Source organism: Atopobiaceae bacterium (assembly GCA_022483015.1).
Taxonomy (GTDB): domain Bacteria; phylum Actinomycetota; class Coriobacteriia; order Coriobacteriales; family Atopobiaceae; genus JALCUE01.
Map to the genome: position 1 here is coordinate 1,266,958 of JAKVOB010000001.1, position 14,426 is coordinate 1,281,383.

At 64.8% G+C, this 14,426-nt stretch carries 5 protein-coding genes; all 5 read right to left on the minus strand.

Features of this window, described 5'->3' with window-relative positions:
• Nucleotides 1-6 precede the first annotated feature (6 nt).
• From LKE50_05400 to LKE50_05420, 5 genes are read right to left on the minus strand one after another with little or no spacing between them, the layout of a single operon-like run.
• Complete coding sequence (locus LKE50_05400; protein ID MCH3968044.1) at nucleotides 7-318, minus strand: hypothetical protein; 312 nt, start codon at nucleotides 316-318, stop codon at nucleotides 7-9.
• Nucleotides 315-1,001: a hypothetical protein gene (locus tag LKE50_05405; GenBank protein MCH3968045.1), complete on the minus strand. Its 687-nt coding sequence runs from the start codon at nucleotides 999-1,001 to the stop codon at nucleotides 315-317. The genes LKE50_05400 and LKE50_05405 overlap by 4 nt, the downstream gene beginning before the upstream one ends.
• Nucleotides 998-7,492: a hypothetical protein gene (locus LKE50_05410; GenBank protein MCH3968046.1), complete on the minus strand. Its 6,495-nt coding sequence runs from the start codon at nucleotides 7,490-7,492 to the stop codon at nucleotides 998-1,000. Before LKE50_05410 ends, LKE50_05405 begins: the two co-directional genes overlap by 4 nt.
• Nucleotides 7,489-13,974 (minus strand): EAL domain-containing protein, encoded by a 6,486-nt coding sequence (locus tag LKE50_05415; protein MCH3968047.1) that lies wholly within the window; start codon nucleotides 13,972-13,974, stop codon nucleotides 7,489-7,491. The genes LKE50_05410 and LKE50_05415 overlap by 4 nt, the downstream gene beginning before the upstream one ends.
• Nucleotides 13,971-14,348 (minus strand): Hpt domain-containing protein, encoded by a 378-nt coding sequence (locus tag LKE50_05420; protein MCH3968048.1) that lies wholly within the window; start codon nucleotides 14,346-14,348, stop codon nucleotides 13,971-13,973. The genes LKE50_05415 and LKE50_05420 overlap by 4 nt, the downstream gene beginning before the upstream one ends.
• Nucleotides 14,349-14,426: the final 78 nt, after the last annotated feature.

Below are 14,426 nucleotides of genomic sequence, written 5' to 3' on the forward strand. Positions count from 1 at the left end.
TCCGTCCTAGTTGGCCTCGTACCCAACGACGTCGCTTCCACCATAGAAGGTGGCCGAATGGTCGTCCGAGCCGAGCCTCACGGTGCCGGTCGTGCCGGTGCCGCTCAGCGACTCGGCCGCGGCGCGCTCGTCGGAGCGGGCGGTCGCTGCCTGCTTTGCCTGGCGGTCTATGGTGATGGCCGAGGTGGTGGCCGTGAGCAGCAGGGTCACCGAGAGGGTCACCACGAGGATGCCCACGAGGGTCTCCACGATCGACTCTCCCGAGGTATGGGCCAAGCGAAGTGCCAGACGACGTATCGTCGCGTGTAGGCGTGTCATGACGTCACCCCCCAGGTCACGGTGTACGGATAGGAGATGACGCTCCAGGTGCCGGTGGCAGGGTCCACGGTGATGCCGGTCTCGCTCGTGGCGCTTATCGTCTGCGAGAGGGAGTAGGCATAGTCAGACGTGTCGACGAGCGCGGTGCTCAAGGTGATGTTGTAGCGCTCGTCCATGCGATAGGTCACGCGGGCGGTGGGCAGTGCCTCGCCGCTGTTGGGGTTGGTCCCGGTGACGTCGAGGTAGATCGAGCCGTCGGTGCCTGCGCCCGAGGTGTTGAGCTTCACGGCACTGGCCAGCAGCTCCACCTTCTTGGTGGCGTCGGACTCGGTGCCGGTGCAGGGGACCTTGCTGGTGCCCTCCCCGCAGGTGAAGGTGCAGGTGCCGTCCTGCGCCACGCTCATCTCGAGGGTGGAGAGGTCTGGGTCGATGGCTGTGGTGCTGCCGGTCGCCTTCACGAAGGTGTCGTGCGCAAGTCGCGAGGCGGACGAGACGGCCTGGTAGGCCTGGGTGTCATCGGAGCGTTGGCTGCTGCGCTCGGCCGTGGCCGAGGCGAGGTTCACGATGACGGCGGCGATCATGGTGCAGATGAGCATGAACACGAGGGCGATGATGATCGAGGCACCTCGCTCGTCCGCGAGGCGCCGGCCCACCCGTGCGTGTATGTCATGGAGGCGCATCACAGCGTGAACCAATCCGTCGTGGCCGAGAAGGAAGACGCGTTGTAATAGTAGTACGTGCTCTCCTTGATGTAGACGCTCACGGTGCCGACTGCATAGTGCTTGGTGGCTGCGTCGTAGACGAGCACGCGGGCGGGTGTAGTCACGGCGGCGGGATAGGTGGGAAGTTTCGCGCCACAGATGACGAGGAAGTTGTCGCTGGTGGAGTTCGGTGTGGTTCCGAAGAGTGGGCCATCCGGATAGAGGTCGCTCGTCGAGTAGGTGTTCTTGGCAATGTAGACGCTGAACGAGAAGGCGCTGGGGTCATATCCGCGATCCGCAAGGCTCTGTTGGAGCCACAAGGTGGCATTGGCGTTGCCTCCCTTGGCGGGAGCCTCCGAGTCACAGTAGCGGTCGTTGTCCATCTTCTTGCTGTTGTCCTTGCAGTGGTTATTGACGTACTGCCAGAATGACGTGCATTTCGTGCCGTTGACCGTGCGGTCTGCCAGACTCGTGTCTGAGAGCATGGGATTCTGGCCGGAGACATCGCTTGCAGGCACGGCTGCATAGGTGGCCTTGTAGACGAGGGAGCCGGTAGCGTCCGTGGTCGCGTCGCCCCAGCCCTCGAAGAGGTGATAGGTGGTGCCGAGCGTGCCGGTGGTGGCGTAGTCGGCCAGGTGGTCGGCTGCGTTCTGCGAGGCGGCACCCGATATGGTGGTGAAGAGGGCCCTGGCCTGTGAGGCGGTCAGCGTCGTGCTGGGGGAGATGACGGTGCTCGCCAGGGCCTTCCCGTCGTCGCGGACCCAGCTGACCTGGCGGGGCCAGTTGCCGTAGTGCTCGCCCAGGCCGCAGGTGTCGGCGAACGGGAAGGTGGAACCCTTGAGCGAGGCGGCGTAGGGGTGGCTGTTGCTGGCGCTGATGCCGCCCGTGGCGAGCTGTGCCCAGGTGGAGGAGGTCGGGTTGTTCGCGGCCGTGAGCGTGTCGTTGTAGCCTGTGGCGGCGAGGTAGGTGCAGTTGGACAGACTGGCATAGCTGCTCTTGCTACCCACGAAGCCGCCATTGGTCGCACGGACGGTGCCATCGGCATCGAGTACCTGCCCGTAGCTCATGGAGTCAGAGACGGTGTAGTTCGACAGGGCCCCTACGAAGCCACCTGTGTTGGAGGTGCCATAGGTATCCCCTGTGGCATAGCACGACGAGACTGAGAAGTAGCTGCTCGAGCCAATCAAGCCTCCGACGTTGGCATAGCCCTGGACCGAGCCGGAGGCATAGCAGCTCGTGGCGCCGCCACTGGAGGCTGATCCTATGAGACCACCGAAGAACGAGGTGCTGGTCGTGATTCCTGCGTAGGGCATCACGTCATCGGCGGAGAAGCAACGGGTGAGGCTTGTATAGCTTGCTGCGCTACCTATGAGCCCACCTACATGGGAGGAACCCGTGACGACGGGTGCTGCGTCATCGATGTTCGAGGACGTGGCTACACCATATGCAGAGCAGTCCGTGAGCGTCGTCGAGGAGCTGTCACCTATGAGTCCGCCGGCCCGCTGCTTGGTGGCGCTGACGTCTACCCCTGCCGAACAATTCCGTATCGTCAGGGTGCTGGCGCTTCCGATGAGCCCTCCCACATAGTTCATGCCTGTCACTGGGAAGGAACCGTAACGATAGAGCCCGTCTGAGTCGGTCTTTGTGACGCCAACGGAGCAGTCGCTGAAGGTTATTCTCTCTGCCTCTCCTGCAAGCCCGCCGACGTAGTCACCTGTGGCTGCGGTGGATGTGTCGGTGACGGTGCAGGTGGCGACAGAGCCTGCGGAGCCGTCAATTCGGCCGAGCATACCTCCTGTGTAGGTCGTGCCTGAGACGGATGTGTCTGCAACCGAGCAGGTATCAAGCTCTACGCTGCAGTAGCCGATGAGGCCGGCAGTGTAGTAGCCGCTGCCTGTGACTGTGGAGCCCTTGACGGAGCAGCGGGTAAGATTTCCTCCGCTGCTCTCGACCTTGCCTACGAGGCCACCGGCATAGGCATAGGACCTCGAGGTTCCCGTGACGGTCATCCCCGTGACCGAGGAGTCTGTGGGGCTCTTGGCCGCATCACCTGCGAGGCCGCCCACATAGGACAGGCCAGTGGTGGACCCACCTGAGACGGTGCAGTTGGCAACCTTGTCTGCAGAGCTGGTGATGCGTCCGGCGATACCCCCGACGTAGGTGTAGCCAGAGGTGGAGACGTCGGTGCTCGAGCAACCGGTGAGCGTTACCTCCGAGTCACCTACGACGCCGCCGACATAGGAGGAGGTGCCCTTGACCGTGAGACCCGAGACAGAGCAACCAGAGATGGTGGAGGCCGAGGTGGTGACGCGGCCTGCGATGCCAGCGACGTCACCATATCCTGAGACGGTCAGGTTGGTGGCAGAGCAGTTCAGCAGAGAACCGCTGGTATAGCCGACGAGGCCGCCGACATAGGTATAGGAGCTGTTCACGCTTCCGCCGGTGACCGAGCAGGACTCGATGGTGCCGCCGCGGCTGTCCGCGCTGCCTACGAGGGCGCCCGTGTTATAGGCACCGTAGACCGTGGGGTTCACCAGCGTGACGCCCTTGAAGCCGATCCTGGCTGTCTTGAACAGGCCCGTGTAGCTGGCAGGAGAGGCGGGATTGCCGATAGGCATGTTTCTAATCGAGGTACCAGCCTCGGCCGTGAAGGTGTTGGAGCTGCTGCTGTCGAGGTTGCTCTCGAGCGTGATCGGGTCGAAGTACCCCTTGCCTGTGGTCCCGGAGGAGGGGTCGGTGTAGGAGCCCGAGAGTGGGTTCACGGCCTTGCCGTCGACGCGGCTCTGGACCGAGACGGATGATGGGTCGAGGCTGCTCCAGTCCCAGTCGATGGTACCCGTCTGGGTCACGGAGGAATAGTTGGTATAGCCCCAGAGCATCGTGGACGTGCCGCTGCGCAGGTTGTCGAGGTGACGGAGGGCCGATACCGCGACCGAAGAGCCCGCGTTGGTGGCGTTGTCGAAGAGCGAGTTGCAGGTCATGTCGCTCGACTCGCGGGTGTCACCGTCGTAGGTCACGGTCACCTTGACGGTGAGGTCGGTCCCCGGTGCGATCGAAGCGCCTGATCCGCTGCCGTTGCGCTGGTAGAGGTCAGAGAAGCTCATCCCGTCGCGCAGGCTGTCGAGCACGAGGTCGCACTCGTTGGTGCCGATGCCGCTTATCTTGTCGGAGCCGAGGTCCGTGCCGGACCAGGTGTGCGTCCAGGTGGTGGTGCCCCAGCTGGTGTTCTCGCCCGAGACCGTCATCGTGATGGAGAGCTTGGTCAGGTCGAGCTTGGTCGTGTCGATGCCCGAGACGCTCGCGTAGAGCTCCTCGCCGTTCACGACCGAGAAGGACACGCTGTCGAGCGGGCCAGCAGGCTCGGAGGGCCAGTTGCCGTAGTGCGAGCCGAGCCCGCAGGTATCTGCGAACGGGAAGGCCTGGCCCTTGAGCGAGGCGGCGTAGGGATGGCTGTCATCGGCGGTGATGGGGGCGTCCGCGGTGAGGGTGGCCCAGCTCGAGCCGGAGGGGTTGCCCGCGGCCGTGAGCGTGTCGTTGTAGCCCTTGCCGGTCAGGTAGGTGCAGCCAGAGATAGTGGCGGCATTGCTCTTGGTGCCGACGAGGCCACCGTTGGCAGTGCTCACGGTGCCGTCGACAGCGAGTACCTTGCCATAGGAGATGGAGTCGGTGATGGGGGACTGCGCTCTGCCGATGAGGCCGCCTACTTCGGATGCCCCATAGACGTCACCGGTGGCGTAGCAGGATGAGACGCTTCCGTATCCGTAGAGCCAGCCGATGAGCCCACCGACATGGGCTCCACCGCTTACTGTGCCCGAGGCATAGCAGTTGGTGAAGATGGTGTTGCCGCCCTGGTAGTAGAGGGCACGTCCGACGAGGCCACCATAGAACTCGTTGCTTGTGCTGCCGTTCTTGTTGGCCACATTCTCTGCGGCGAAGCAGTCGGTGATATGACCGTCATATTGGATGGTTCCGATGAGCCCTCCCACGCCTTGGTTACCCTCGACGGTGGGGGTGGCGTCATCAACGGCGTCCGTAGTGGCCGTGCCGTGGGCCGAGCATCGCGTGTACGTGGCCCCGGTGGTGCTGCCTACCAAGCCTCCCACCCAGGTGCTGCCCGAGACGTCGACGCCGGCCGTGCAGTCTATGGCTGTGTTGCTATGGCCGAGGAAGCCCACGAGGCCGCCCACGTTGATGCCGGTGGAGGTCACGGCATAGTCGTCGTAGAGGTAGGTCCCGTTGTCATCGGTCTTGGTCACGGTGCTGGAGCAGTTGGTGAGTGTCGCGCTTGCTCCCTCGTCGATCTGTCCGACGACGCCGCCGACGCTCTGGCCACCTTGGTTGGTGATGGATACGTTGGTGGTCGTGCAGTCGGTGAGGTCGGAGTGCGCCCATCCAGCGATGCCGCCGATGAAGTTGCCAGCAGAGGTGATGGATGAGTCCGAGGCCGAGCAGCCTGTGACAGTACCGGTCTGTATCTGCCCTGCTATGCCACCGACCAATCCCCCCGTTGCGGTGATGGTCGAGTTTGAGATCGAGCAGTCCGTGGCGCTAGAGCGTTGCCAACCGACAAGGCCTCCGACATAGTTGCCCTTTCCGGTTATGGCCGAACTAGCGATGGTGCACCTGGTGAGGGTTGCGTCCGCTTGGGAGGCGTTTCCCAGAAGACCACCAACGGCGGTGGTACCCCCTATGGTCGTATTGGTAATCGAGCAGCCCGTGAATGGGGCTGTCGACCCCGTGTTGACGAGGCCCACGAGCCCACCGGAGCTATCTGCTCCGTTGATGGTCGAGTCAGAGACCGAGCACTTGGTGAACGAGGCCGTGGTACCGCCGGGGACGTTGCCCACGAGCGTGGCGACGTGGCTACTGCCATAGGCCGTCGCCTTCGTGATGGTGACATTGGTGAAGCTAGTTTGGGCTGTCTTGAAGATGCCGACATCAGCAAAGCTCTTCGTCCCGATCACGAGGTTGCTGATGGCGTACGGCTTGTTGGCGTTCGCCGCATCGAGCTGCGTGTAGAAGGACGTGTTGCTCGTGCTGTTGAAGCCGTCTGTCAGTGTGATGGGGGTGAAGTAGCCTATGCCCGCCTTCTGCGTGACGGGGTCGACGAACCCGGCCGAGAGTGGGTTCACCGCCGTGTAGGTGGTGGTGCCTGCCGCTGTGGTGGCGGTGCGGCTCTGCACGGAGACCACGGCCGCGTTCTGGACGTCGGCGCCCGCCGAGTTGGTGGTGCGGTAGGAGTCCCAGTCCCAGTCGATGTCGCCCGACTGGATGACGTGCGCGAAGGCGTTGCCGCTGGCATCGTCCTTCCACCGCACGGAACCGCCGGTGGTGAGCGCCTCCTTGCGCAGGTTGTTGAGGTGACGCAGGTTCGAGATCTGGATGGTGCTGCCGAGCGTGGAATCATAGCTACGCGACCCATAGAGCGAGTTGATGCCCTTGATGCTGCCCCGGTCGACCTTGTTGCCCTGGTAGGTGATGGTGGCATGCACCGTGATGTCGGCGCCAGGCAGGATGGAGGCCCCGGTGTTGCCGGTGGACGTGCCGCCGTCACCCGTGCCCGAGTAGAGGTTGGCGAAGCTCATCTTCGTGCCGCTCGAGTCCGTGCGCATGCTGTCGAGGATGATGTCAAGCTCGTCGGCGTTCGTGCTCCAGGCCCCGGAGCTCTGGAGGTCGGACCCTGTATAGGTCTTCTCCCATGTGGTGGTGCCGCCGGCGGTGTTCTCTCCCGTTATCTCAAGCTCAAGTGAAAGTTGAGATGTGTCGACCTTGGTCGCGTCGAACCCTGTCAGGTGCACATAGAGCTCCTCGGAGTTCACCACGTCCACGGTGAGGTCCTTGAAGGGGCCGCCAAGGCCGTTGGTCGTGTACTGCATGCGGCCGCCGTGGTAGTAGCCGATCTCGGCATCGGAGCGGTCGGTGGTGCCGCCTCGGCAGGAGAGCGCCTCGCAGTCGGCCCAGGTGAGGCCGGTCTTCTCGGAGTAGAAGACACCGTAGACCTCGCCCGTGTAGGGGGAGACCTCCACGACCCAGCTGCCGGTGAGCTTGTTGGTGATGCCCGAGGCATCGTCTCCCAGCAGGGTGTCCTGCATGACCTGGTCGGTCGAGAGCAGGTAGTAGATGGTGGGGGAGTCCGTGGTGTTGTCGCCGGTGGTCCCGGCGGGGTAGTCAGCGGGTACCGTGGTCTCGAGCTGGCCGGTCTTGGCGACCTGCTCGGACACGGAGTCGACGGTGGAGGTGCTCGAATCGACCAGGCGGCCCGACGTGTTGAGGTCGGTGAGGCGGCTCTGGACCGAGAGGTAGATCGACTTGGCCGTGCCGTCGAGCTGGGTCATGTGGAGGCTCTTGGTGAGCTGCCCGAAGGCCGGGCCCACGATGGCGGCCATGATGGCGAGGACCGCAACAGCGCCAAGGAGCTCCATCATCGTGAAGCCCCCGTGGGTGTTACGTCCTATGTCGCGCCTGTGCCTCATCCGTCCGTCCCTCCGGGGTCGGAATCGTCATCGGCCGTGTCTCCTTTAGTTTTACCCATAAGTCGGTCCAAGTCGAGAGGGACGGCCACGGGGTCCTCGCAGATGTCGTCGTCCACGGGGGTCAGCGCCCCGTGTGCCGAGAGGATCATGGTGTCGGTGTAGAGGCGGTAGCGGTTCTTGCCGGCCGTCTTCGCCTCGTAGAGCGCGGCGTCGGCCCGGGCCACGAGGTCGTCGAGCTCGATGTCGGTGTCGTGGGAGCGCACGAGGCCGATGCCGATGCAGCAGTCTATCTGGGGCACGCCCTCGATCCGCAGGCGGTTGACCTTGTCGAGGACGGTCGCGGCCTTGCCGATGGCGTGCGTGGCGTCTCCCACGCCCACCAGGTAGACCACGAACTCGTCGCCGCCGAAGCGCGCGACGATGTCACCCGAGCGGAAGCTGCTCTTGATGCAGGCAGCGACCATCTTCAGGGCCTTGTCGCCGAAGAGGTGGCCGACCGAGTCGTTGATGGTCTTGAAGTTGTCGATGTCGATCATGAGGACGGCGTCCACGCGGGTGGGCCGGCGGCGCTGCAGGGAACGACGCATGAGCTGGAGCCCGGTCTGCTTGTTGAGGAGGCCTGTGAGCCCGTCCGTCTCGGCGATGTGGCGCAGCGCCTCCTGCTCCTCGAACTCGTTGCTGACGTCCTCGGCACGTGCGACCACGCGGGTGACCGCACCTCCCTCGTCGGCCACGCTGATGCTCTTCATGCGGTACCAGCGCCAGCCGCTCCGATGGTAGTCGGCCTGGAAGTTGAACGAGAGCGTACCGGGCGTGACGAGCGAGCGGCTGAGCATGCGCGTGAACAGCGCCAGGCTGTTGGGATGCACCGTGCGCGTGACCCAGCAGCCGTCCGAGCTGTTCAGGGTGCTTTCCGAGAAGTCGTCGATGTTCTCCTCGATGGGGGTCTTGCCCGGCTGCATGTAGTTGACCACCAGGTGGTCAGAGGGCACGTCGAGGTCGAGGGTCACGAGGTCGCTCGACTCGCTGAGGAGGCGATAGCGCTCGAAGAGCCAACGCTCGCGCTGCTTGGCCTCGACCTCCTCGGTGGCATCGACCAACGCGGCATAGCACAGGGTGCGGTCGCCGTCGGGCACGATGCTGGTGTAGACGTCGAGCCAGATGGGGGAGCCGTCCTTGCGCTTGGCGAGGATGCGGTGGCAGGCATGGTCGTACTCCTCGGGCGTGAGGGGTCCGATCGACTCCGTGAGGGTGCCCATGAAGAAGCGGGCGTCTCCCTTGGCCACCGCGTCGTCGTGGTCGACGTGCGTGTAGCCGAGCATCTCGATGCCCACGTCGTTCATGAACAGCGGGTGCGGCTTGTCCGTGATCTCGTAGACGGCGACGCCGAGGGGCACGTTCGAGACGATGTCCTCGAGCCGCCCGTTGGTGTTCTCGAGGGCGAGCCCCGCCTTGGTCTTCTCGTCGACGTCGATGAGGGTCACGACGGTGCGTGCGGGCGAGCCGTCCTCGCCCATGATCTGGGTGCGCTCGATCGTGGTCCACCGGAACGTCCCGTCGGTCATGCGAAGGCGGAGCAGGGTGGAGGGCCTCTGGTCGCCGGCCTTAATGTCGTCGACGAACCGGGCATAGGCCGGGGCGTCGTCGGGATGTATGTAGGAGGCGCCGGTCCTGCTGGCAAAGACGACGTCGGGGTCCACCTGACTTATGGCATAGCGGGAGTAGGCTGCCGATGCCGAGAAGGACCCGGTCGCATGGTTCCACTCGATGACGGCTGCCCCAGTCTGCTCCACGACGATGCGGTACTTCTCGCGGTCCTCGCTCTCGAGCGTGAGGCGGTTGTTGTCGGCGAGGGCGCGCCGGGCCTTGACCTCCTCGGTGATGTTGCGGCTGCAGGCGAGCCAGCGGTCCTCGTCGATCTGGAAGCTCGTCGTGCGGAACCACTCGTCGCGCCCGGCATAGTGCACCGGGTAGTCGACGCTGACGGGCTGGCTCGAGCTCTTCGGCCGTGTAGTGAAGCGCTCGAGCAGCTTGGCGGTCTTCTCGTCGGGGGAGGCGCCCATCCAGGTCTTGACGGCGTTCACGAGGTCATAGCTCGTGCCGATGCTCGAGGGGTTCTGCTTGGCCGCCACTACCGTGGAGGTGCCCTTGGCATAGTCCATCTCTGACACGGAGTCATAGATGGAGAAGACGGTCCTGCTGAAGTCGCGGAACTTGCGCTCGTAGGAGGACTGGCCGAGGTCGGTCGATGCGACACCCGAGCCCATCTCGGTGGCGCAGAGGAGCGTCCCCTCCTGGTGATCGAGCACGACGGGGCAGGCCTGCACGAGCAGCGGACCCGTGGGCGAGGCATCGCTCTGGACGGCGAGGGGGACGGTGGTGCCGAATTTTGTGAGGTCGTCCATCGGACAGACCTCACATGGGGTGGTGCGGCCGAAGAGTGCCTGGTAGCAGATGTCGCCGACGAACACCCCATGCCTCTGCCTCAAGGCCGTGTTGGCGTAGAGCAGGCGGTGGGACTGGGGCTCGACCACGTAGAAGAGGTCGGTGCTGCGGTCGAGCGTCGCCAGGTAGTCCTCGTCGAGCTCCTGGCGCGAGTGCTCCATGTGCTCGTGCACGAGGACCAGCTCGAGCACGAGCGCCGCGAAGTCGAGGCGCGACAGGTCGTCTGCGGTCCAGTCGCGTGCCGACCGGCAGTCGAAGCCTATGCAGCCGCTCGTCTCCTGACCTGTGTGCTGGGGATAGAGCACGTATGCCTGCTCCCCGTGCATGGTGTTGGTGTTCGACTCCCCGTGCCTGTCATGCGAGGCATCGTCGCAGACGATGCGGGCACCCTGGTCTGCAAGGGAGGAGAGCTGCTGGGGGAAGTTCTCCACGGCGCCGGCCGCGCTGACGCTCTGCGGGGTCGGGTCGGCGGTCGGGTCGACCCACTCGTGGATGCTCGAGATGTGCATGGTGGCGGGCACGGCATCGACGATCCAGGCACGCGTGAGACCGAGTTCCTGACCGACCGCCTCGAGGGCATGCGCGAGCATGTCCTCTGCCGTCGCCGAGCGGGCGAAGAGGAGCAGGAGGCGCTCGGCGAGCGAGCGGCTGGGGGTCTCGATGGGAGGCCTCGAGGCCTCGATGCGCGGTGCGTCGGCAAGCGAGGCCGCATCGCTCGCGCAGAGCAGGAAGAGGTCGGGCTTCATGCGCATGATCGTGCTGATGTAGGTCTTGATGCCGCCCTCCGGCAGGATGGTGCGGAAGGTGAGGCAGCGTGCGTCCTCGATGCTGCCGTCGACCACGCCTGCGATGACCTGCCCCAGCTGCTCAGCATCATCGGGATGGACGTAGCGCTCGATCCAGGCGCCGGCATTCCTGCCGAGCGCGAAGGGCTCCCCCATGTCCGCGAGCCCGCTGCTGTCCGACCTGAGGGCGACTGCCGTGTCAGTGACCCAGTTGTATTCGATGAGCTCCTGCAGGCCGTTGAGGGAGGCATCGGGCTTGGCGATCGTGTCGTGCCTGGTCGAGGTGATGTCGGTGAAGACGCACTGGACCACATGGTGCCCGTCGAGCGAGGTCGCGGACTGCATCTGGTTGTGGACCCATCCCATCGAGCCGTCTGCGCGGATCATGCGCTGGTCGAAGGCCACGACGGAGTCCTCGTGGTAGGCCTGCTCCACGCTCTCGCGGAAGAGGTGCGCGTCCTTGCCCATGATCTCTGTGAGGGATTCCGGCATCGCCAGGTGCCGCCTGAGCCAGTCGGCATCCGGCCAGCCGCCCATCTTCCAGGCTGCCTGGTTGCACATGATGAGGTCGAACGCGCCATCCTCGTTGGGGAGGAGCTCGATGATGCCGCAGGGCACGGAGTCGAACATGTGCTCGAGGAAGGTACCCTGGCGCTCGAGCTTGTCGGTCTGCTTCTTGAGTGCCTGCTCGTTGGCCACCTGTTGGTCTATGTCGAGGTAGATGTTCGCGACCTCGGTCGCCCCCTGGCCTGTGTGCGTGGCCCGGCCGGTGATCTGCAGCCACTGCCATCCACCACCCTTGAGCATGTGGCGGCAGCGGACGGTGTGGAGGTGCTCGGGGTCCTTGAGGACCTCCTCGATGTAGGTGGAGAAGGCCTCCTGGTCGTCGGGGTGGAAGGCCTGGGTGATGTCATCCGAGAAGCGCTCCCGGTACTCGTCGGTGGTGAAGCCGAACATGCCTGCGGTCGAGACGCTGAAGAACGTCTCGCTCGTCGTCGTGCCGTCATGGTCGAAGTAGGCGATGCCGCCGGGGAGCGTGGACATCACGAAGGTGAGGTCCTGCGAGAGCTTGGTGTTCTTCTCGAGAAGCACCGTCTGCTCGGTGATGTTGTCTATCGAGAGGTAGTAGATGTGCTGGTTCATGTTGTGCGAGAGGTAGCGGACCCACACGCGGAGCCAGACGGGGTCGCCTCCGGTGCGCAGGGGCATGACCTTGATCTTGCATGCTGCCTGGTCGCCGCTGGCACGGGTGGCTTCGAGCGCGTCCCTGAGGGTGGCGCGGCTCTCGGGCTCGACCGCGCCGAACAGGTGGAGCGCGTGGCCGGCGAACTCGTCCGCGGTGGTGCCCAAGGTCTCGTAGAAGCGGTCGTTGGTGCGGAGCACCTCGAGGTTGTCGCCGTCGTCCTCGACGATGGCCGCCCCGCCCACGAAGCTGTTGAACAGGAGCGTCGACTGGGTGGATGCGTCGAGGAAGTCGGCGGCGCCCTTGATGTCGATCGAGGTGTCGATGGCGGTGGTGCGGTCGATGTCGGGAAGCGTGCGGGGGAGCTTCTCGAAGTCTGCCACCGGGACGGGCTTCGAGAAGAGGAAGCCCTGCATGAGGGTGCAGCCGATGCTCTTGAGGAACTCCGCCTGCTCCTTGGTCTCGACACCCTCGGCCAGGACGCGTGCCTTGAGCCAATGCGCCATGCGCACCACGGAGCCCAGGATGGAGCCGCCGCGACTGCTGGTGTGGCTCTCCATCACGAAGCCGCGGTCGAGCTTGAGGCAGCTCACGCGCACGTCCTTGAGCATGTTGAGCGACGAGAAGCCGCTGCCGAAGTCATCCATCTCCATGGAGAAGCCCCGGTCGTGGAACTCGTTCACGATGCTCACGAGGTGGCCTGGGTCGTCCATGTAGGCGGACTCGGTGATCTCGAGGTGGAGGAGGTCGCGCGGTATCCCGTATTTGTCGGTGAGGTCGCAGATCGTGTCGACGAGGTGCTCGTCGTAGCAGTCGTAGCGCGAGATGTTGACCGAGATGGGCAGGTCGGGCCTGCCCTCGGTGCGCCAACGGGCCAGGAGCATGCAGGTCTGCTCCCACATGTACTTGTCGAGGTGGGTGATGAAGCCGTTGCGCTCGAAGATGGGGATGAAGTCGTTGGGCGGCACGATCCCCTTCTTGGGGTGCTTCCACCTCACGAGCGCCTCGGCGCCGCTCATCTCGCCACGGACGTAGTCGTACTGGGGCTGGAGGTAGACCAGGAACTCCCCGCGGTCGAGGGCGCCGGCCATCTCGCTCACGACCTCCTGCTCGTGGATGAGCCCGGCGCGCATGGAGTCGTCATAAACGGCGTAGCGATGGGAGTAGTCGGACTTGACCGAGCGGAGCGCCAGGAGGGCGCGGTCGCACATGAGCTCGGCGTCGATGTCGACGTCGTCGACCATGTAGATGCCGGCACGCGGCGAGAACGAGAAGGTCGCCTGGTGGGAGGCCAGGCTCTTGGTGACGAGGTTGATGAAGGGCTTGGCATCGAAGTCCTCCGATGGCAGGCAGAAGGCGAAGTTGTCGGCCTCGAGCCTGCCGGCCACGCAGAGCTCCTCGTCGTAGCGGCGCGAGACGATGAGTCCCATGGTGCGCAGGAGCCGGTCGCCCTCGTGGGTGCCGAAGACGTCGTTGTAGACCTTGAAGCGGTCGATGTCCCAGCGCACGATGCAGAAGTGCACGTCGGGATGGGCCCGCACGAGCTCGGTCGTCGACTCATAGAACCCGCTGGCGTTGAGCAGCCCCGTCTTGCCGTCGATGCGCGTGGCCTTGATGCGTCGGGCCTGCTGGGCGAGGCGGGCCTCGTAGAGGCGGTTCTTCTCGGAGACGCGCACGAGCTCCGCGCGGGCGATGGTGTTGCGCACGCGGCGGAGAAGCACCTGCGTGTTGAAGGGCTTGCTCACGAGGTCGGCTGCGCCGAGGTCGAGGGCATGGATCTGGTCGGCCTCGTCCTCGCTCGACGTGATCACGACGACGGGGATGCCGGCGAGCCGCTCGTTGTCCTGCATCTTGGCGAGGACCCCGAATCCGTCGAGTTCGGGCATCATGATGTCGAGAAGCACGCAGGCGACGTCGTCATGGACCTTGAGCTGGTCGAGGACCTCGCGGCCGTTCTTCGCGAGCAGCACGTCATACTCGCTCGAGAAGATCTTCTCGAGCAGGGCACGGTTGGCGAACGTGTCGTCAGCGATGAGGATGGTGCTGCGGTCGGAGGTCCCTGGCATCATGCCCCCTTGTCCTCGGACGCGGCCCTGATGGCGGCGACGGCGCGCCGATAGGCGTCGGCGAAGGCATCGAAGAGCCTGGTCACGTCCGCATCCTGGGGGGTGCGGACCGCACGGGGGCGCAGGAGGTCGGCAAGCTCCGCGGAGGCGAGGTAGAGGTCGTGCATGTCGGTGTTGCCCGAGGAACCCTTGACCTCGTGCACCACCGCGAAGAGGGCGTCGAGGTCGTGGGAGTCATAGGCAGCCTGTGCGCGGTCGAGGGCATCCTCCTTGAGGAACTCGGCGAGGACCTCCTCGTAGAGCGCGGAGTCCCCGAGGAAGCGCTCGACGCCGTGGGCATAGTCGATGCCACCCTGTTCGAGAAGAATCGTGTCCATCGTGGAACCCCCTTGCGCCGCCGTGTGTCCAGGAAGGGCCAACCTCTGGTATGCAAGTCAGATTCTATCCGCGATGGC